This is a genomic window from Streptomyces pacificus (genome assembly GCF_011766325.1).
Lineage (GTDB): Bacteria > Actinomycetota > Actinomycetes > Streptomycetales > Streptomycetaceae > Streptomyces > Streptomyces pacificus.
Genome location: NZ_BLLG01000013.1, coordinates 109,157 through 127,956 on the forward strand (window position 1 = coordinate 109,157; position 18,800 = coordinate 127,956).

General features: G+C 74.0%; 13 protein-coding genes. 11 read left to right on the top strand and 2 right to left on the bottom strand.

What is annotated here, in order from left to right:
• The first annotated feature begins 44 nt into the window (after window positions 1-44).
• Both ctaD and SCWH03_RS20405 read left to right on the top strand, forming a co-directional pair.
• Window positions 45-1,793, top strand: coding sequence for an aa3-type cytochrome oxidase subunit I (ctaD, locus tag SCWH03_RS20400; RefSeq protein WP_173265728.1), 1,749 nt, complete (start codon window positions 45-47; stop codon window positions 1,791-1,793).
• Window positions 1,790-2,158, top strand: a complete 369-nt coding sequence (locus SCWH03_RS20405; protein ID WP_173265729.1) for a hypothetical protein — start codon at window positions 1,790-1,792, stop codon at window positions 2,156-2,158. The genes ctaD and SCWH03_RS20405 overlap by 4 nt, the downstream gene beginning before the upstream one ends.
• A gap of 168 nt (window positions 2,159-2,326) precedes the next feature.
• Here SCWH03_RS20405 and SCWH03_RS20410 read toward each other — a convergent pair whose 3' ends face one another.
• Window positions 2,327-2,677 (bottom strand): hypothetical protein, encoded by a 351-nt coding sequence (locus SCWH03_RS20410; RefSeq protein WP_173265730.1) that lies wholly within the window; start codon window positions 2,675-2,677, stop codon window positions 2,327-2,329.
• Window positions 2,678-3,052: 375 nt separating this feature from the next.
• Between SCWH03_RS20410 and SCWH03_RS20415 the strand changes: the two genes are divergently transcribed.
• Complete coding sequence (locus SCWH03_RS20415) at window positions 3,053-3,328, top strand: WhiB family transcriptional regulator (RefSeq protein ID WP_173265731.1); 276 nt, start codon at window positions 3,053-3,055, stop codon at window positions 3,326-3,328.
• A 76-nt stretch (window positions 3,329-3,404) separates the two neighbouring features.
• Here SCWH03_RS20415 and SCWH03_RS20420 read toward each other — a convergent pair whose 3' ends face one another.
• Window positions 3,405-3,989 carry a benzoate/H(+) symporter BenE family transporter gene (locus SCWH03_RS20420; protein WP_371872732.1) on the bottom strand — a complete coding sequence of 195 codons (585 nt, stop codon included), beginning with the start codon at window positions 3,987-3,989 and terminating at the stop codon, window positions 3,405-3,407.
• A 289-nt stretch (window positions 3,990-4,278) separates the two neighbouring features.
• Between SCWH03_RS20420 and SCWH03_RS20425 the strand changes: the two genes are divergently transcribed.
• From SCWH03_RS20425 to SCWH03_RS20460, 8 genes are all read left to right on the top strand, one after another.
• A complete protein-coding gene (locus SCWH03_RS20425) occupies window positions 4,279-4,596 on the top strand; it encodes a hypothetical protein (RefSeq protein WP_173265732.1) in 318 nt (105 codons plus the stop codon).
• Window positions 4,597-4,610: 14 nt separating this feature from the next.
• Window positions 4,611-7,031: an AfsR/SARP family transcriptional regulator gene (locus SCWH03_RS20430; protein ID WP_254076895.1), complete on the top strand. Its 2,421-nt coding sequence runs from the start codon at window positions 4,611-4,613 to the stop codon at window positions 7,029-7,031.
• Window positions 7,032-7,036: 5 nt separating this feature from the next.
• Window positions 7,037-9,511, top strand: coding sequence for a TOMM precursor leader peptide-binding protein (locus tag SCWH03_RS20435; protein WP_173265733.1), 2,475 nt, complete (start codon window positions 7,037-7,039; stop codon window positions 9,509-9,511).
• A 76-nt stretch (window positions 9,512-9,587) separates the two neighbouring features.
• The gene (locus SCWH03_RS20440; protein ID WP_254076897.1) at window positions 9,588-11,888 is read left to right on the top strand and encodes a TOMM precursor leader peptide-binding protein; all 2,301 of its coding nucleotides are present in this window, start codon (window positions 9,588-9,590) and stop codon (window positions 11,886-11,888) included.
• 60 nt (window positions 11,889-11,948) lie between these two features.
• On the top strand, window positions 11,949-13,547 hold the full coding sequence (locus SCWH03_RS20445; protein WP_173265734.1) for a SagB family peptide dehydrogenase: 1,599 nt from the start codon (window positions 11,949-11,951) through the stop codon (window positions 13,545-13,547).
• Between the two features lie 18 nt (window positions 13,548-13,565).
• Window positions 13,566-16,466: a lantibiotic dehydratase gene (locus SCWH03_RS20450; RefSeq protein WP_173265735.1), complete on the top strand. Its 2,901-nt coding sequence runs from the start codon at window positions 13,566-13,568 to the stop codon at window positions 16,464-16,466.
• Complete coding sequence (locus SCWH03_RS20455) at window positions 16,463-17,539, top strand: lantibiotic dehydratase C-terminal domain-containing protein (RefSeq protein WP_254076898.1); 1,077 nt, start codon at window positions 16,463-16,465, stop codon at window positions 17,537-17,539. The genes SCWH03_RS20450 and SCWH03_RS20455 overlap by 4 nt, the downstream gene beginning before the upstream one ends.
• The gene (locus SCWH03_RS20460; RefSeq protein ID WP_173265736.1) at window positions 17,536-18,789 is read left to right on the top strand and encodes a M50 family metallopeptidase; all 1,254 of its coding nucleotides are present in this window, start codon (window positions 17,536-17,538) and stop codon (window positions 18,787-18,789) included. The genes SCWH03_RS20455 and SCWH03_RS20460 overlap by 4 nt, the downstream gene beginning before the upstream one ends.
• Window positions 18,790-18,800: the final 11 nt, after the last annotated feature.

Consider the following 18,800-nt stretch of genomic DNA (forward strand, 5'->3'; position numbering starts at 1 on the left):
GCTTCTCCTGCAACCCCCTCTTTTGAGAGAGCGACAACGTGGCCATGCACAAGTCGTCCGAGGCACTCGGCGCGGACTCCTACGAAGACGAACTCCCCGTCCGGCGCAGGCGGCCCGGCAACGTGGTCGTGAAGTGGCTCACCACCACCGACCACAAGACGATCGGCACGCTCTACATGTCGACGGCGTTCGTCTTCTTCTGCATCGGCGGGCTCATGGCGCTGTACATGCGCGCCGAGCTGGCCCGTCCGGGCACGCAGATCATGTCGAACGAGCAGTACAACCAGGCGTTCACGATGCACGGCACCGTGATGCTCCTGATCTTCGCGACACCGCTGTTCGCCGGTTTCGCCAACTGGATCATGCCGCTGCAGATCGGCGCTCCCGATGTGGCGTTCCCGCGGCTGAACATGTTCGCCTACTGGCTGTACCTCTTCGGCTCGCTCATCGCGATGGGCGGCTTCCTCACCCCCAACGGTGCCCCGGACTTCGGCTGGTTCGCCTACTCCCCGCTGTCGAGCGCCGTGCACAGTCCGAACATCGGCGCCGATCTGTGGATCACGGGTCTGGCCTTCTCCGGCTTCGGCACGATCCTCGGCTCGGTCAACTTCATCACCACCATCATCTGCATGCGCGCCCCCGGCATGACGATGTTCCGCATGCCCGTCTTCTGCTGGACGGTGCTGCTGACCGGTGTGCTGGTCCTGCTGGCCTTCCCGGTGCTGGCTGCGGCCCTGTTCGGGCTGGTGGCCGACCGCAGGTTCGGCAGCCACATCTTCGACCCGGCCAACGGAGGCGCCCTGCTGTGGCAGCACCTCTTCTGGTTCTTCGGCCATCCTGAGGTCTACATCATCGCGCTGCCGTTCTTCGGCATCATCTCGGAGGTCATCCCGGTCTTCAGCCGCAAGCCGATCTTCGGCTACATCGGCCTGGTGGCGGCGACGATCGCGATCGCCGGCCTGTCCGTGACGGTGTGGGCCCACCACATGTACGTCACCGGGGCGGTGCTGCTGCCGTTCTTCTCCTTCATGACCTTCCTCATCGCCATCCCCACCGGTGTGAAGATCTTCAACTGGATCGGCACCATGTGGCAGGGCTCGCTGTCCTTCGAGACCCCGATGCTCTGGGCGATGGGCTTCCTGGTCACCTTCACCTTCGGTGGTCTGACCGGTGTCATCCTGGCCTCGCCCCCGATGGACTTCCACGTCTCCGACTCCTACTTCGTCGTCGCACACTTCCACTACGTCGTCTTCGGCACCGTGGTCTTCGCCATGTTCGCCGGATTCCACTTCTGGTGGCCGAAGTTCACCGGCAAGATGCTCGACGAGCGCCTCGGCAAGATCACCTTCTGGACGCTGTTCATCGGCTTCCAGGCCACCTTCCTGGTCCAGCACTGGCTGGGCGCCGAGGGCATGCCCCGCCGCTACGCCGACTACCTGGCCGCCGACGGCTTCACCGCGCTGAACACCGTCTCCACGATCGGCTCGTTCCTGCTCGGCCTGTCGATCCTCCCCTTCCTCTACAACGTGTGGAAGACCGCCAAGTACGGCGAGAAGATCGAGGTCGACGACCCGTGGGGCTACGGCCGCTCGCTGGAGTGGGCGACGTCCTGCCCGCCACCGCGCCACAACTTCTCCACCCTGCCGCGGATCCGCTCCGAATCCCCGGCCTTCGATCTGCACCACCCGGACGTCGCATCGAGCGACCAGGCGAGCCTGACCGGCCACCGGGACGTGTTCGAGCCCGGCAGGGGGGCCGCTCCACCGCTGGGCGACGACGGAGGCAGCCGGTGACCCGTTCAAAGGGCGGAGCCGGCGACGGCGTCGACACGGCGGCCGGCCTCGCCCGGCTGGAGGGCTATCTGATGGCCAACGCCCATGTCCACGCGGCCCGTACGGCGGCCGAGGCACTCGCGGACCGGATGCCCTGGCTCACGGCCGGCGAACGCACCGAACTCGTACGCCTCGCCACGGCCGACCGTATCCAGGTATCCCGGGAGCAGTTCGAGGCGGTGGCCGTCCGCGCCCGCGAACTGGAGGCCCAGTACGCGGCCCGCTACGGGGAGCTGCGGCGCCGCGTCGTGTGCCGGGGAGTCGCCTGCGCGGCCGTCTGCCTCACCTTCTGCACGACGACCGTGGTGCTCGCAGCCCACCGGTGAGCGCCACCGTGCCCGGGAACCGTGCCCGTGCCCGGGAACCGGGACCGTCCGCCGGTCGCGGTCGCGGTCGCCGGAGGTTCCCGGGAGCCGACCGACGGCGCAGCACCTGGCGGGTGGCGGTCCGCGAACCGACGCGGGGGGGCCACCACCGGTCCGCAGCGGAGCGCGTCAGACGGCAGATCCGCCCGCTCCCGGGCTCCCCCACCGATCCGGCTCCGCCGGATCGGTCCCCCGCCAGGAGGCCCCTCCTCCATCACCTTCGGCCTGCGCTCCGGCCCCCACGCCGGCGTGGGGGGCGACGTGCGCACCGGTGCCGTCGGGTCCGTGGCGGAACGCCGACGCGACAGCGTCCATGCAGTCCCCGCAGTACTCGTCGCGGTCGTCGGCCGCCTCCGGCTGCCACGCCGCCGTGCCCCCGGCCATCCGGGCGCACAGGACGTCGCCGTTGCGGTCGAGGGCGTGCCACAGGAGTGTGGTGCCGCCCGCCGCCTCCACCCGTTCAGCGCACATGCTGTACATCGGCCACCTCCGCCGGACTCCGCTGGGCCCGCGGTTCCATGAGAGTCCCGGTTCGTTCCCGCTGCCACGCAAACGCCATCGAACGGGTGAAACGTACGGCCCGGCTGGTGCGGAGCCCCCGGTGGAGAGGCAGCTCATCCGGCCGGCGGCTGATGCGGCCCGCCGGGGCCGGTGGGCACCGGCACCAAGGGCAGAGCCCGTGCGGAACGGCGGCCACCGGTGGACCGGGCGGCCGCGGGTGGACCGGGCGGCCGCGGTGCCGCGACGCCCCACCCCGCCCGATCAGAGGCTCTCCGCGCGACGGGCGTTTCAGCCGCCGATCGTCGGTGACCCGTCTGGACGGACGAACAACCGAGGACGGAGGAGGCGTTCCACGTGGAGTACGAGAACTGGCGTCATGACGCGGCGTGCCGCGACGAGGACCCCGATCTCTTCTTCCCGATCGGCAACAGCGGACCGGCCCTTCTGCAGGTGGCCGAGGCCAAGGCCGTCTGCCGCCGGTGCCCCGTCCGGGAGCAGTGCCTCGAGTGGGCCGTGGTCCACGGCCAGGGCTCCGGTGTGTGGGGCGGGCTCGGCGAGGACGAACGGCGCGCGCTGAAGCGCCGGACGGCGCGCCACGGCCGGCGTGCATGGCCCGGCTCCGTCCCGTAGCCCCGCACGGCGCCCGGCCCCGTCCGCCGCGGACGGCGCCGGCGTGAGGAGGTGCTGCCGGCCGGGGAGCGCTCCGTCAGCCGGTCCTGGGGGACCGTCCCCGCAGGGTGAGCGTCATGTGGGTGGCCAGGCCCAGGACCAGCCCCCAGCAGGACGAGCCGATGCCGCCGAGGGTGACGCCCGACGCCGTCGTCAGGAAGGCCACCACGGCCGCGTCCCGGCCCGGCTCGTCTGCGACGGCCTGGGCGAGGCTCGTGGAGAACGTGCCGAGGAGCGCCACCCCGGCGATGACGGCGACCAGGTCGGTCGGCAACGCGGTGAACAGCCCGACGAGAGTGGCTCCGCAGATCCCGGTGAGGAGGTAGAAGAAGCCGCAGGCCATGCCCGCGACATAGCGGCGCCGGGCATCGGGGTGGGCCTCCTCGCCGGTGCAGATCGCGGCGGTGATGGCCGCAAGGTTGATCCCGTGTCCGCCGAACGGCGCGAGCGCTGCCGTGGTGAGCCCGGTGCCACCTGCCGTCCGGCAGGCCGAACAGCGCGTCAAGGCTTGATCACGTTCTGGGGGGGCGTCGGGCTTGTCGGTGATGCCCAGGAGCGGGAGTGCCCGTCCGGGTCGGTCGCCGATCGCGCGGGTGAGTGCCGTGCCGTCGACGGCGGTCACGCGTCGCTGAACGGTCGTGGCCGGCGCGGAGGCCGGCATCCCCCGCGGATTCGGCGCGGGAATCGGCGGGCGACCGGCGGAAGATGCCGGTCGGCGGGCCAACACCCCGACCAGTCAACCGCGTTGCCGGGGCGAGCCGCGATTTATGCGCGTCCTGCTGCGTTGACACAAAGCTGCCGTCACCGCTGCATCAAGCTGACAGACATCCGTCTCTTGAAAGGGTCACCGCCCTGGCAGGGTCGCACCTGGCGCACACCCCCCCACTGGTAGGCCACAACAGGGAGTCCCCATGAACCTGATGTCATGTGCGAAGAGACCGCTGCGCACCGCCCTGGCCGGTGCCGCCGCCGGACTCGCGACCGTCGCACTGACGACGGCAGCGGGCGCCGCCGCCGTGCCCGCCCCGTATGCCATGCCCGCCTCGTATGCAGCCGCAGCCGCAGCCGCCTCACCGACCGAAGCGGCTGCCCGGCACCTCTCCGCGGGCCTCCCCACCCCGCGCCAGGTGAGCGGGACCGCCTGCGGCCGAGTCGACGGTGCGGCCCGCGGCGCCGCCGCTCCCCAGGAGGCCCTCGCCTTCTGCAAGCGCGTCAACGGATGGGACTAGGCGAGCGTGCCCCGATGCGGTTTCAGCTGCTGGGACCGCTGAGCATCACCGACGGTGCCGACAGCGTGGTCCTTCCGCCCTCAAAACCGACCGTTCTCCTCGCCTCCCTGCTCCTGCACGCCAACAGTGTCGTCTCCGTCGAGTACCTCCAGCGCGCCATGTGGGGCGAGGAACAGCCCGCGACCGCCAGAGCGGCACTCCAGACCTGTGTGCTGCGGTTGCGGCGGCTGTTCGTGAAGCACGGAGTGACCGGCGCGCCGATCGAGGCCGTACCCGGCGGCTACCGCATCTGCGCGGGGCCCGACTCCCTCGACCTGATCGGGTTCCGGGAACGGCTGCGCCTGGCCGCGACGTACCCACACGACCCGGAGAGGGAACTGGACACCCTTCAGGACGCGCTGTCGCTGTGGCAGGGGCCGCTGCTGGCGAACGTCCGCTCCGACGTGCTGCGCCGCGACGAGGTGCCGCGGCTCGCGGAGGAGCGGCTGCACACCGTCGAGAAGGTCTGCGATCTGCAACTCGCCCTGGGGCGCTGCGGTGAGGCACTGGTCACCCTCTGGGGTGCCACCCGCGCCCATCCGGGCCACGAGCGCTTTCGCGAGCAGTTGATCGAGGCGCTGTACCGGAGCGGACGGCAGACGGAGGCGCTGGCGGAGTACCGGAGGGTCAAGGCCTACCTCAGGGCCGAGCTGGGCGTGGACCCGTCCTTGGCCCTGCGGGAACTCGAACTGGCCATCCTGCGCGGCGACGACCTCGGGCGCGCCGCTCCCGTCGCCCCGCCGGCCCCGCCGCGGCTGCGGCCGCGGCCCGCGGTGGCGTCCGGCCGGGTGGAGGGACGGTCGTCACTCACAGCGGGCGCGCCGGGCGGGGCGGGCGCGGCGGCGGCGGTCGAGCCGGTGCCGGACATCCTCGACGGGCAGCCGGTCGAGGGCCCGCCCCCCCAAGCGGTACCGGGTGCACGACCGCCGTACGCCCCGGCCGACCCGGTACATCACGCGGCCGCGCCGGTGCCGCTCCAGGACCCCGTCACGCCCGAGGGCCCCGCCGCTGCCCAAGGCGGCGCCGGCCGACCGGAAGCTGCGGGCGGCGCGGTGGGCCCCGCGGGCGGTGCGGGCGCCGCGCCCTCCGCCCGCCCGCCGGCCACGCCCGGGGGTACGCCGCCCCTGCCCGGGGCCACAACGCCGGGCACGGGACCGCCGGACGGTACACGCCCGCCGGCGGTCCCGGAAGGTGCCGGGGCGGCGCTTCCTCTCCCGGCCGCGTCCCCGGCCGCGTCCCCCGCCGGTGGACCCGCGGTGCACGAGAGCGGTGCCGGGCTCGTCGTCCCCGTCCCTCCGGTACCGGCGTTCACCGGCCGGGCCGCCCAGGCCGCCGCCCTGACCGGGCGCCTCACCGTCCGGGACGGGCACGGCGCGGCGACCGTTGTGGTCTCCGGGGCGCCCGGGACGGGCAAGACCGCCCTCGCCCGCCAGGCCGCCCACGCCGCGGCGGACGCATTCCCCGGGGGGAGGTTCCTCGTCCGGATGGTCCACCCCGACGCGCGGCCCCTCACCGCGGGCGAGGTCACGGCGGCCGTGGCGGCGGCGCTGGGAGAGCCGTACGCCCGCGGCCCCGTCCTGCTGGTCCTCGACGACGTGCTCGACGCCGACCAGGTCCTGCCCCTGCTGCACACCCGCCCCGACGTTACGGCCCTCGTCACCAGCAGGAGGGGGCTCGCCGGACTGATCGCCGCGCACGGCGGCTGGGTCCAGCGCCTCGGCCCGCTCTCCGAGCACGAGTCGTACGACCTGCTGCGCACGGCACTCGGCGCCGAACGGGTCGGCGCCGAACCGGACGCCGCCCGGGCGCTGGCCGAACTCTGCCGCCACCATCCGCTCGCGCTGCGGATCGTGTCGGCACGACTGCTCACCCGTCCGTCGCTGCGGCTCGCCGACTGCGCCGGGTGGCTGGCCGGCGACCCGCTGGCCCGGCTCTCCCTGCCCGGCTCGCCGCACATGTCCCTCCGCCGGGTGCTGGACGAGGCGCTCGGCCGGCTCGACGGACCAGCGGCGCGCGCTTTCCTGCGCATCGCCGCGGGGGCATCGGGCGTACTCCACGCCACCGACGGTGCCGCCCTGCTCGGTCTGCCCCCGCCGGAGACCGAGGACCTCCTCGAACGGCTGGCGGACGCCGGGCTCCTCGAAGAAGGCCCGCCGGGACCGTACCGGGTGCACGACTTCCTGCGCCTCTACGCGCGGGGCTGCGCCTCTCCGCCCGCCTGCTGCGCCGAACCACCTCCCGACTCCTCGGCCGAGTCCCCGCCCGGCTCCCCAGCGCCCTCTCGGCCCGAATCCCCGGCCGGATCGCTCCCCGAACCACCCCCTGACTCCTCGGCCGAGTCCCCGCCCGACCCGCCGGCCGTCCTCCCGCCCGACCGTCCCGAACAGAAGGTGTGACCGCCATGCCCACCGACGTCATCGAAGCAGACGACGCCAGAGAAGCCGGTTCCACGACCCCGGGCGGGGACCCGGCGGCGAGCGCGCAATCCCCTGACGGAGCCGCGGCCCCCGCGGCCGCGGGCACGCCGGGGGAGCCCGGCACGGGCCCGACGCCGTTCGACTCCCTCGCCGCGACCCGCCCCCGCATCCGCCGCGACGTGCTGTACACCGAGACCCCGGGCGGCGTGCTCTTCCACAACGCCGACGGAGGCTTCCATCTGACGGGCCGCACCGCATACCGCTTCGCCTCACTGATGGTGCCCCACCTCACCGGCCACCACAGCCTCGCCGAACTCTGCACCGGCTTCGGCGCCCCGCAGCGCCGGATGGCGGCCGAACTGATCCGGACCCTCTACGAGCGCGACTTCGCCCGGGACGTGCCCGCGGACGAGGACGACCCGGCGAGCGGCCCGGGCGAGGCCCCCGCCCGCCGCTACGCCTCCCAGATCGCCTATGTCGACCACTACACCGACCGCGCGCCCGCGCGCTTCCGCCGGTTCCGGGACACGCCCGTCGCGGTGCTCGGCGACGACGACGTGGCCCGTTGGTGCGCCCTGAGCCTGGTCCGCAACGGCTGCGCCGGGATCGCCCTGGGCGCCGACTTCCCCGAGGTGGCGGAGGAGGCGGCAGTGGCCACCGACGACGGCTGCCCCGTACGGATCGACCGGCTCCCCGCCGAGCCCGACTGGCCGGAACTCAGCGGTTGCGACATGGTCGTGGTGACCGGGGCCGGTGCCGCGCGGCGCATACACCGGCTGCTGGCCGAGGGCGTCCCCGAGGGCAAGACCCTGATACCCGTGTGGACCCTCGGCGAACTGGCCGTCACCGGCCCGCTCGCCACCGCCGGGTCCGCCGGCTGCTGGTCCTGCGCACTGCTGAGACTGGGAGCCAACCACGACGCCGGCGCGGCCGCCGCGCTGTGGAGCGAGGTGGCGGGCGCCGCGGCCGAACCCGGCAGGCCCGCCGGAGCGGGACCGCTCGGCGGACCGGTCGCCGCCATGACGGGCAATCTGCTCGCCTACGAGATCTTCCGCATCGCCACCGGAGCGCTGCCGGCCGAGACGGACCGCCAGGTGCTGCTGCAGAACCTCCAGTCCCTCGACGTCGTCGCCGAGCCGCTGCTGCCCCACCCGCGCTGCGCCCTGTGCGGCCCTTCCAAGGCACGGGCCGGTGCAGGGACCGCACCTGCCGGTGCCGACGTGCGAGCTGCCGGTACCGATGCGGCCGCTGCTGTCCGCGCCGGTGCGGAGAGCCCGCCGGAAGGGCCTGCCGGCAGCGGTACGCAGGCGGCGCCCGCCGCGCCAGGACCGCTCGCCGCCCCCGCCACCGCCGGTGTGGAGACCGCGCGCGACGCCGAGGACACCGTCGACGCGCTCAACCGCACCAGCGCCGCCCTCGTGGGCGCCTTCGCCGGGGTGTTCGTCCGCTTCGACGACGAGAGCCTCACCCAGACCCCGCTCAAGGCCAGTCGGCTCGAACTGGCACTCGCGCCGGGCACGCGCCGCACGATCGCGGCCTTCGACGTGCACCACCTCGCCGGCGCCCGGACGCGGGCGCTGCACCGGGCGTCCGAGGCATACGTCGAACACGTCGTCCCGGTAAGGGTCCTGGCCGGCGCGGGCACCGACCTGCCCGCCGTGGCGCCGGCCGTGCTCACCACCGGAGCAGGGACCGCGACGGCCGCCGAGGTCGCCGCCTGGGTCCCCGCCAGGTCGCTGCTGACCGGGGAGCACCTGCGGGTACCGGCCGCCGCCGTTCGGCCGTTCGGCCCGTACAACCGCGAGCGGATCGTCCTCGCCACCTCCGCCGGTGCGGGCTCCGGCGGCAGCGACGCCGAGGCCGCAGGAAGCGGTCTGCTGTCGGCCCTCGCCCATGACGCCCTGCTGCGCGCCCTGCGCGGAGCGGCGCGAACCGCGCCGGTCACGCCCGGCGACGACCCCGAACTCGTCTTCCTCCTCAAGTCCGCGGTCAACCTGGGCATCGAGGCCGAGCTGCTCGACCTCGGCGAGGACGGCCGTACCGGCGCCTTCGCGGTGCTCGCCCGGGAGGCCGGCGGGCCGGACGCACGCTGGGCCGCCGCCGCCGCTCTCTCCCGGGGACAGGCGTGCTGCGCGGCCCTGCGGGACCTGCTGGGCGTGGTCCAGCTGACCGCGGACGCCGCCGGGGCCGCCGCCGGCGGCGAACACGGTGCGGTCGCGGACACCGGCGATGTGCTCCTGATGGATCTGGCGGCGGGTACCGTCACCGCCACAGACGGTCCCGTGCCGGCAGACGCGCCCGGCACGACGTTCGACGCCGTCCTCGGCCGGCTGCGCGAGAACGGCCGGGAAGCGCTGTACGTGCGCACCACCCCGGCGGATCTGCTCTCCGGGGGAATCGCCACCGCCCGTGTGCTGCTCACCCGGGACGGCAGGGGGAGCGGCGCCGATGCCCGCTGACACGAACACGCGCCGAACCGGCAGCCGGACGACCGCTGCTTCTGCTGCCGCCTCAGGACCGGCCTCCGCTTCCGCTTTGAACGCCGACGCCGGCGCCGAGGCCAACGCCAATGGCCATGGCAATGGCAACACCAAGAGCAACGCCGGCGGCACGGCCCGGGACCGGTCCTGCGAGGAACTGGCCCGCCTCCTGCGCCCCGCGCTCCACCGGCACGGCGTTCGCTCCCGGCCCGACATCGCGGCCCTCGGTGTACGCGACGCTTTCGCTTCGCCCCCGGCGTACGCGGCCGGACGGCACGCGCCGCGCCCGGCTTCCGGACCGGACGAGCGTCGTCCGGCGCCCGGTTCGGCGGACGCCGGCGGCTGTGCGCCCGGTTCGGTGGACCCCGCTGTCCCGGTGGCGGGGCCGGACGGTCCCGGTCCGGCGGAGGGGCCGGACGGTGGACGCGTGGGCGGGGCCGGACGGTCCCGGTCCGGCGCGTCCGCCGCCGGATCGGGATACCCCGGCGCAGCCCCTGCCGGGGGAGTGGACCCCGGTGCCTCCGCCGCCGGGGCGGACGGCCCCGACGGCTCCGCGGCCGAACCCTCCGCCGAACTCCCGGTGCCCGTCCGGCTCTACGGCCACCACGCCGTCGTCGGGCCCCTCGCCCCCGGCGGCGGCGACGCCCCGCCCCGCCCCTGCGCGCACTGCCTGGAGCGGCGCTGGCAGGCCGTGCGGTCGGTGGCGCTGCGGGAGGCACTGGAACTGGGTTCCGGAACGCGGTCCGCCGGCCGGTTGCCCTACCTCACCCCGTTCACCGCGGACGCGCTCGCCGCGCTGATCGCCGGCCTCGTCGCCGGTGCCGGCCCCCGCACCGGGATGTTCCCTCCCGTTCACCTGGTGGACCTGCGATCCCTGACGGTCCGTCATTACCCGCTGGTGCCCGACCCGGAGTGCCCGGACTGCGCCGTACCCGAGAAGGACACCCCCCAGGCGGCCGCGCTCACCCTCCGTCCCGCGCCCAAGGTCCGGCCGGGCAGCTTCCGGGTGCGCGACATCGGCGACTACGGTCTGGCCGTCGAGCCGTTCGCCAACCCGCTGTGCGGCGCGCTCGGGCCGTCCGTCGTCCACGATGTGTCCTCCACGTCCACGTCCGCCGCCATCGGCTGCTTCTCCATGCGGTCCGGCGACTACCTCCGCGAGACCTTCTGGGGCGGTCACGCCGACAGCTTCGGGCACAGCGTGCGCATCGGCGTACTGGAAGGGCTGGAGCGCTATGCGGGGATGCGCCCGCGTGCCAAGCGCGCCCGGGTGACCGACTCGCTCGGCGCGCTGCGGGCGCGCGGAGTGCACACCGTCGACCCGCGTGTGTGCGGGCTCTACTCGGACGACTTCCACCGGGCCAACCCCAGGGTCAGGCCCTTCACCCCCGACCGCGAGATCCCCTGGGTGTGGGGCTGGTCGCTGCGCGACGAGCGCCCCGTCCTGGTGCCCGAGGTGCTTACGTACTATCACGCCCCGGGCCTGGAGAACCGGTTCGTGCAGGAGAGTTCCAACGGCTGCGCCTCGGGCGGCTGCCTGGAGGAGGCCGTCTACTTCGGACTGATGGAGGTCGTCGAGCGGGACGCGTTCCTCCTCGCCTGGTACGGACGGGCCCGCCTTCCCGAACTCGACCCCCGCACCAGCACCCGCCCCGCCACCCGCCACATGGTGGAACGGCTGGAGATGTACGGCTACGAGGCCCGGTTCTTCGACACCCGCATCTCCTTCCCCGTCCCGGTCGTGACCGGCGTCGCCGTACGGCACGACGGCGGTCCCGGCCGGATGTGCTTCGGCGCGGGCGCCGGTCTCGACCCGGAGGCCGCGCTCGCCGGAGCGCTGTGCGAGATCGCGACCGACGCCGTCAACCTCCGGAGCCGCACCGAGCGCGACGAGCCCCGGCTGCGCGCCATGACCGAGGACTTCCACCAGGTCACCGCCCTCCACGACCACCCGCTCGCCTACGGCATCCCGGAGATGGGCCGCCACGCCCATTTCCTCCTCGGCGAGCCCGGCGCACCGCGGCCGCCCCTCGTCCCCATGGGCGAGCGGTACGGCGACGGCACGGTGCCCCCCGTCTCCGGCGACCTGCGCGACGACCTCGTCCGCTGCGTCGACGCCGTCACCGGCGCCGGCTTCGACGTGGTCGTCGTGGACCAGACGCTCCCCGAACAGCGCGGGCTGGGACTGCGCACCGTCAGCGTGCTCGTACCCGGTCTGCTCCCCATCGACTTCGGCTGGAGCAGGCAGCGCGCCCTCGGCATGCCCAGGCTGCGCACCGCCCTGCGGGAGGCCGGTCTGCGCGAGCGCGACCTGACCCCCGCCGACCTCAACCCCGCGCCGCACCCCTTCCCCTGACCGCGCCCGTCCCCTCCCTGACCGGGCCCGGCCCGGCACCCCACGGAAAAGGAGCACCCCATGGGGTACGCCCATGACTACGCCGCCGCCATCGTGCGGCGGGGCAGGGTCCCGATGCCGCCGGCCGACTTCGTCCCGAACTGGGCCGACGGCCCGCGGAAGACCAAGTTCTACCCGGGCGCCGACACCGTGCCGCTGCCCGGCCACACCGTGCCACCCGAGGCGACGACCGGCCGCGGACTGGCCCCGGACCACGAAGGCCCGGAGCGGCCCTTCGACCTGCCCGCCCTGTCCGGCATGCTCCGGGACTCCTACGGTCTGACCGGGCGCCGGCTCGGCGTCCAGGCCAACACCGACCTCGGCGCTCTGCCGTTCCATCCGCTCGCCAACTGGTCCCGCGGCACCGCGTCCGGCGGCGGCCTCTACCCGGTCAGCATCTACTGGGTGTCCGGGCCCAGCGGCCCCCTGCCGCCCGGAGTGCACTACTACGCGACCCGCCACCACGCCATGCAGCGCCTGCTGGCCGGCGACGTCTCCGGAGAGGTGCGCGAGGCCCTCGGCGACCCGGCCTCCGCCGGTGAACGGGCCGCGTGCACCGACCAGTTCCTCGTGCTCGGGGTCAAGTACTGGCAGAACGCCTTCAAGTACAACTCCTTCTCCTTCCACGCCGTCACCATGGACGTGGGCACCGTGGTGCAGACCTGGCGGATCTGGGCCAGGTCGCAGGGCCTGTGCGTCGAGCCGCTGATGTGGTTCGACGAGCGCAGGCTCGCCCGGCTGCTGGGGGTCCGCACCGAGGACGAGGGCGTGTTCGCCGTCGTGCCGCTGCGCTGGCGGGGGGCACGGGCCAGGCCTGCGCCGCCGGCGGACACCGCGACCGTCCGCCGCCGCGACACCGAACGCTCGCGCACCGTCGTCGCCTTCGACGCGGTGCGCGGGATGCAGGCGGCCACGGAGGAGCACGCCGCCCGGCGACCCCCCGCGGGCGCGCTCGCCCCGGCCGCGGCCCCCGTACCCGACCCCGGGCTGCCGGCGGTCCCCCTGCCCGCACCGGTGCCGATGGACACCGATGTGCGCACCGCGCTGCGCGACCGCCGCAGCAGCTTCGGCCGGTTCGACGCCCGGCGGCCCCTGAGCGCAGAGCACCTGGCGTCCTGCCTGGCGGCCGCGGCCGCCGGCGCGTCCCTCGGCGGCGACACCGGTACGACCACCACCCGGATCGCCGGACTGTACGCCTTCGTCGGCCACACCGAGGGCATCGCCCCCGGCGCCTACGCCTACGACCCGGCGGCGCACACCCTGCGGCTGGTGAAGGCGGGAGCACCTGGCACCTTCCTGCAGAAGAACTACTTCCTGGCCAACTACAACCTGGAGCAGACCGGCGCGGTCCTCGTGCCGACGGTGCGCACCGGCGCGGTGCTCGACACCGTCGGCGACCGCGGCTACCGGATCGCCAACGCCGTGGTCGGCGCGATCTCGCAGAGCGTCTACACCGCCGCCTCCGCCCTCGGTGTCGGCTGCGGCGTCGCCCTCGGCTTCGACAACGTCTCCTACACCGAGGAACTCGGCCTCGAACGCACCGGAGAGGCACCGCTGCTGATCATGATGCTCGGCGGCGAACGGCCCGCGCCCGCCGACTTCCGCCACGAGATCGCCTGACCCATGGGAACCGCGAGGATGGGGACCACGATGCCGTTCATGCTCCGCGTCGCCGGGCTGCCCGTCGACAGCGTCCGCGAGCTCCGCTGCCCGGCGAGCCGCCGCTGGGCCGACGACGTACTCGCCGAAACCGAGCGGCTGGCCGCCGAGGGCGGCCGCCTCGGCGAACTGCTGCACGGGCTGATCGGCCACAACGAGGACGGGGCGTCCCGGCGGCTGCTGCTCGCCCTGCGCCGCGCGGTGTTCAACAACCGGCTGCCCGGCGAGGCGGACACCGCCCTTGCGCGGGTCCGCGCCCACGATCCGCACACCGCGGGCATGCTGGAACGCTGGCTCACCGACCGCCGCGCCCTCGACGCACGCCGGGCGGAGGGCGCCGCGCTGGTCGCCCGTGAGACCGGCCGTGCCCGGGCCGCCCTCGGGCGGCTGGCGGGGGAGCCGCGGCTGCGCGGCGGCCTGCTGCTGGCGTCCCCCACGCTCGACGCCCAACTCGACCAGTGGCGGGGGCGGCTGGCCGCCGATCCCGACCGGGCGCCGGACAAGCGGGACCGCAAGATCGAGCGCTCCCTGCTGGCGTATCTGTACCGCACGGCGTGCAAGACGAGCCCGTTCAGCACGTTCACCGGTGTGGTGCCGGGGGAGTTCGCGGCGGAGGAGACCGGGCCGGGGGAGACCGGGCCGGGGGAGTTCGCCGCGGGGGCCGGAGCGGGTGGGTTCACGGCGGCTGGGGCCGCCGCCGGGGAGGCCGCGTCGAGGGCGGCCGCACCGGGCGGGGCGGTGCACGGCGGGACCCCGGCCGACGCCCGCGACGCCCGCCAGGCCCTGGCCGTCCGCGTCGACGACGAGTGGACCGGCCGCGCCCGGCTCAACGTGGCCGCGCTCGGCCGGCTCGCCGAGGCGGTCACCGGGGATGCCGCCCGGCGCGCCGATCTGCCTCTCGCCCTCGCGCCGGGCTGGGGCCGCGTCGACGACCGGGTGCGCTATGTGCGCCGCTGGGTCACCTCCGGCGACGAGGACTCCGCCGTCACCTTCGACGCCGTCCGGGACCGGTTGTTCTTCCTGCGCAGCAGCGGCACCCTGGAACGGCTGATCGCGCTCCTGGAGGACCGCGGCAGTCTCCGCCATGCGGATCTCGCCGCATGGCTCGCCGCGGACCGCGGAGCCACCGGGGCCGAGGCGGAGCAGTACCTGACCGCGCTGCTCGACATCGGCATGGTCCAGGTCCCGGGACTGCGCACCGCTGTCCACGACACCGATCCGCTGCGCGCCTTCCAGGACTCGCTCTGCGCCCTCGGCAGCGACTGGGCCACCGGACTCGCCGGGCGCCTCGATGTACCGCTGTCCCGCGTGGACCGCTTCGCCGCCGCGCCGCCCGGCGACCGCCGCGAACTGCTCGACGGCCTGCGGGAGGACCTGCAGAGTGTGCAGTCGGAACTGGGCGCGGGGCGCGGCAGGGTGCCGCAGACGGTGCTGTACGAGGACGTCGCCGCGGGCCGGGAGGTGCGACTGCCGCTCGGCGACTGGACGCGCACGGTCGCCGGTTCGCTGAGCGCGGTCGAAAGCGTCCTGCCCGCCTTTGATCTGACTCTGCCTCAGCGCATCACCTTCAAGGGGTTCTTCCTCGCCCGCCACGGCCGCGGTGGGCGCTGCGACGACCTGCTGAAACTCGTCCACGACTTCCACGAGGACTTCTTCGACCAGTACCTCTCGTTCACCTCCCGGCGGACCCCCTTCGATGCCGAGGGCCGGTACGTACCGGAGGAGAACTGGCTGGGCCTGTCCCAGCTCAAGGCCCTCGACACCGCCCGCCAGACGTTCGCCGAGGGGATGCGCGCCCTGTGGGAGGCCCGTGGGGACAGCGGGGGCGGCGGAGACTTCGGGGCCGGTCGTGACGGCGGGTATGGCGGGGACGGCGGGGACGGCGGGGAACTCGTCGTCGGCGAGTCGCTGCTCGCCGAGGTGGCCGCCGAACTGGGGCCGGTCACCCCCTCGTTCCTCCCCATGAGCCACCACGTCCAGCTGGCCGTCCCCCGCGGCGGCCGGCCGCTGGCGGTCCTCAACCGGTCCTACGGCGGGGTCTCGTTCCCGTTCAGCCGCTTCGCCGACTGCTTCGAGGGCCTGGAGGAGCGGCTGCTGCACCGCTCAGCCGAACTCTGCCCGGACGGAGCCGTCCTCGCCGAGGTCACCGGAGGCCCGGTCACCAGCAACCTCAACCTCCACGGACGGCTGACCGAGTACGAGATCGTCTGTCCCGGTGAGAGCGCCACCCTGCCCGATCCGTACAGCCTCCACCTCGACGATCTGCATCTGGTGCACGACGAGGACAGCGACCGGCTCGCCCTGCGGTCGGCCCGGCTCGGCCGCGAGGTCGTGCCCGTCTACCTCGGCTATCTCGTGCCGCTCGCCCTGCCGGAGCTGCCCCGGACCTTGCTGCTGCTGTCACCGAGTTCCCTGTCCCCGCTGAACGTGTGGGGCGGTGTGCCCGAGAGCGAACCCGTCGCAGGGGTCACCCGCAGGCCCAGGGTCCGGCACGGCAGTGTCGTGCTCAGCCGGCGGAGCTGGAGCGCCCCCGCCTTGGCCCTGCCGCCGAACGGCAGGGGCCGGACGCAGGAGGACTGGTTCCTGGACTGGCACTCCTTCCGGCGCACCCACCGGCTCCCCGACCGGGTGTTCGCCACCGTGACGGACGGCGGGGCGCGCGGCGCGACCGGAGCCAAGCCGCAGTACGTCGACTTCGACAGCCCGCTTTCCCTCGCGGCGTTCGAGGCGACCCTCAGAACGGCGGAGGCCCGTGTGGTCTTCCGCGAGATGCTTCCCGACGAGAGCGCACTGCATGTGTCGTCCGCGCGGGGCCGCCATGTCGCCGAACTGGCCGTGGAGACCGCGGCCGTGCCCACCCGACCGAAGGGACGACGTTGACCACGACCGCCGCCGACAGCGCACAGCCCGCCCCGGCCGTGGCCCGGGACTGGCAGGCCACCCATGTCTTCTACGCCGCCAACCCCCGGCCCCTGCTTCTCCAGTGCGTCAGGCCCCTGGTGGCCGGTCTGGAGGAGGCCGGGCTCATCTCCGGCTGGTTCTTCATCAACTACTGGCTGGAGGGACCGCACGTCCGGCTCCGGCTGAAGCCCTCCTCCCCGGAGGCGGCGGCGGAGGTGCGTCGCCGCACCGAGGAAGCCGTGGACGCCTTCCTCGCCGAGCGCCCCGCCCTCTACGAGGTCGACTCGGGCTTCCTCAACGACTTCTACAACACGCTGTTCGACATCGAGTTCCCCGGCGCGGAACGCGGCCACTACACCGACGCCCGGGGCCGGATGCGGCTGCGCCCCAACAACTCCCGCAGCGCGGAACCGTACGAGCCCGAGTACGGCAAGTACGGAGGCCCCGCCGGAGTAGCCCTCGCCGAATGGCACTTCCGCCACTCCAGCGACCTGGTCGTCGACGCCTTCCGCAGCAAGAACCTGCATCTGCGCACGGTGCTGCTCGGCACGTCCGCGCAGCTGATGATGGTCATGTCCGGCACCTTCCTGCACGGGGACACCGAACTCGCCGACTACCTGGACAGCTACTACACCTTCTGGCACCGCGCCTTCCCCGGCACCGGGTTCATCGGCAGCGAGGAGTACGACCGCAACTACGCCGCCATGGCGCCCTCGCTCGCGGGGCACTTCGCCCGGGTCCGCGCCGCCACCCGCGACGGAGCACCGGGCCGGCTGCCGTCGTTCCTGGCCCGCTGGGCCGAGCACTGCGCCGAACTGCGCAGCCGCGCCGGGAAGCTGGCCACCGACGGCGACCTGGTGTTCCGCTCCTGGGACGGTGCGCGCGACGAACGGGTCACCGACCCGGCGGCCGCGCTCCCGCTGCTGCTCTCCCCATACATGCACATGACGAACAACCGGCTGCACGTCACCATCAGGGACGAAGCGTACCTCGCGCACGTCCTGGGCCGCGCCCTGCGCGAACCCGGGCCCGGTGCCGGGGAGGCGCAGTGACCGCCCCGGCCGTACCGTCGCGCTACCGTCCCGCGCTCCGCCCCGGTGTGCTCCTCAGCGATGCGCTGCTCCTCGGGCCGGACCTCGTCCACCTGATCAAGAACACCGGGAGCGGGAAGTCGTTCAGCGTCGGCCCCCGGGAGCACTTCCTGATCTCCCGGATGGACGGCACCCGCACCCTGGAGGAGATCGGGGCCGACTACGCGGTGCAGTTCGGGCGGCGTCTCGGGGACTCCCACTGGCGGTCCCTGCTGGCGCTGCTCGGCTCCCGCGACCTCCTCGCGGGACGCCGGGATCCCGCTGCCGGTCCGGGGGGTGCGGCTGCCGGTACCGCGGCCGCGGTACCGGCAGCATCCGCGTCCGCGTTTGCGCCCGATCCCGCGTACGCCTCCTCGCCCGCTCCCTCGTCGGCGGCCCCGGCCGGTACCGCACCCCGTTCTGCCTCCGCACCCGGTAGCGAACCACCGGCTTCCCGGGGGCTGCTGCGCGGCAGTGTCCGCCTCGTCGCGGACGCGGACGCGACCGCGACCCGGCTCCACCGCCTCACCCGGCACCTGCTCTCTCCCGCCGCGCTGCTGCCGCTGCTGGCGCTGACCGCGGTCATGGAGGCCGCCCTGCTGCTGCGCCTGGGTGAACTCCTCGACGCCATCGCCGCGTTGCTCACCACCCCGGCACTGCTTCTCGCAGTCGCCACGCTGCTGTGGCTGAGCACGGCACTGCACGAACTCGCCCACGGAGTCCTCGCGCACCACCACGGCGGACGGGTGTCCGAGATCGGGCTGCGCTGGCGCCTCCCCGTGATCATCATGTACTGCACCGTGGACGACTTCCTCCATCTGGCCGGACGGCGCGGCAGAATCGCGACCGCCGGCGCGGGCGCCGCGATGAATCTGCTGTTCCTGCTGCCGTTCTTCGCCGTCTGGACGTTCGCCCCGCTCGACCGCACCACCCAGCAGGCGCTCGGGGCGCTCCTCCTGCTCGGCAGCGTGCAGGCCTTCACCATGCTGCTCCCGCTGCCACCCCTCGACGGGTACCGGATCGCCGCCCAACTCCTCGGCGCCACCGGACTCGCCGCGTCCACGGCCGCATACCTGAAACTGGTGCTACGGCGCGACCCCGCGGTCGCCCGCTACCCCCGGCGCGCCCGGCGCGCCTACACCGGCTACGGGGCGGTGGTCGCACTGACCCTCGTGCTGCTCGCGGCGTCCGCGTCGGCCGTGTTCCACCACTACCTCACCAGCGCGCCATGACGACCCCTCGG

Coding starts and splice junctions, on each gene's coding strand:
- SCWH03_RS20445 (WP_173265734.1), top strand. CDS start 11,949: ATGGGGTACGCCCATGACTACGCCGCCGCCATCGTGCGGCGGGGCAGG.
- SCWH03_RS20410 (WP_173265730.1), bottom strand. CDS start 2,677: ATGTACAGCATGTGCGCTGAACGGGTGGAGGCGGCGGGCGGCACCACA.
- ctaD (WP_173265728.1), top strand. CDS start 45: ATGCACAAGTCGTCCGAGGCACTCGGCGCGGACTCCTACGAAGACGAA.
- SCWH03_RS20450 (WP_173265735.1), top strand. CDS start 13,566: ATGGGGACCACGATGCCGTTCATGCTCCGCGTCGCCGGGCTGCCCGTC.
- SCWH03_RS20435 (WP_173265733.1), top strand. CDS start 7,037: ATGCCCACCGACGTCATCGAAGCAGACGACGCCAGAGAAGCCGGTTCC.
- SCWH03_RS20430 (WP_254076895.1), top strand. CDS start 4,611: ATGCGGTTTCAGCTGCTGGGACCGCTGAGCATCACCGACGGTGCCGAC.
- SCWH03_RS20425 (WP_173265732.1), top strand. CDS start 4,279: ATGAACCTGATGTCATGTGCGAAGAGACCGCTGCGCACCGCCCTGGCC.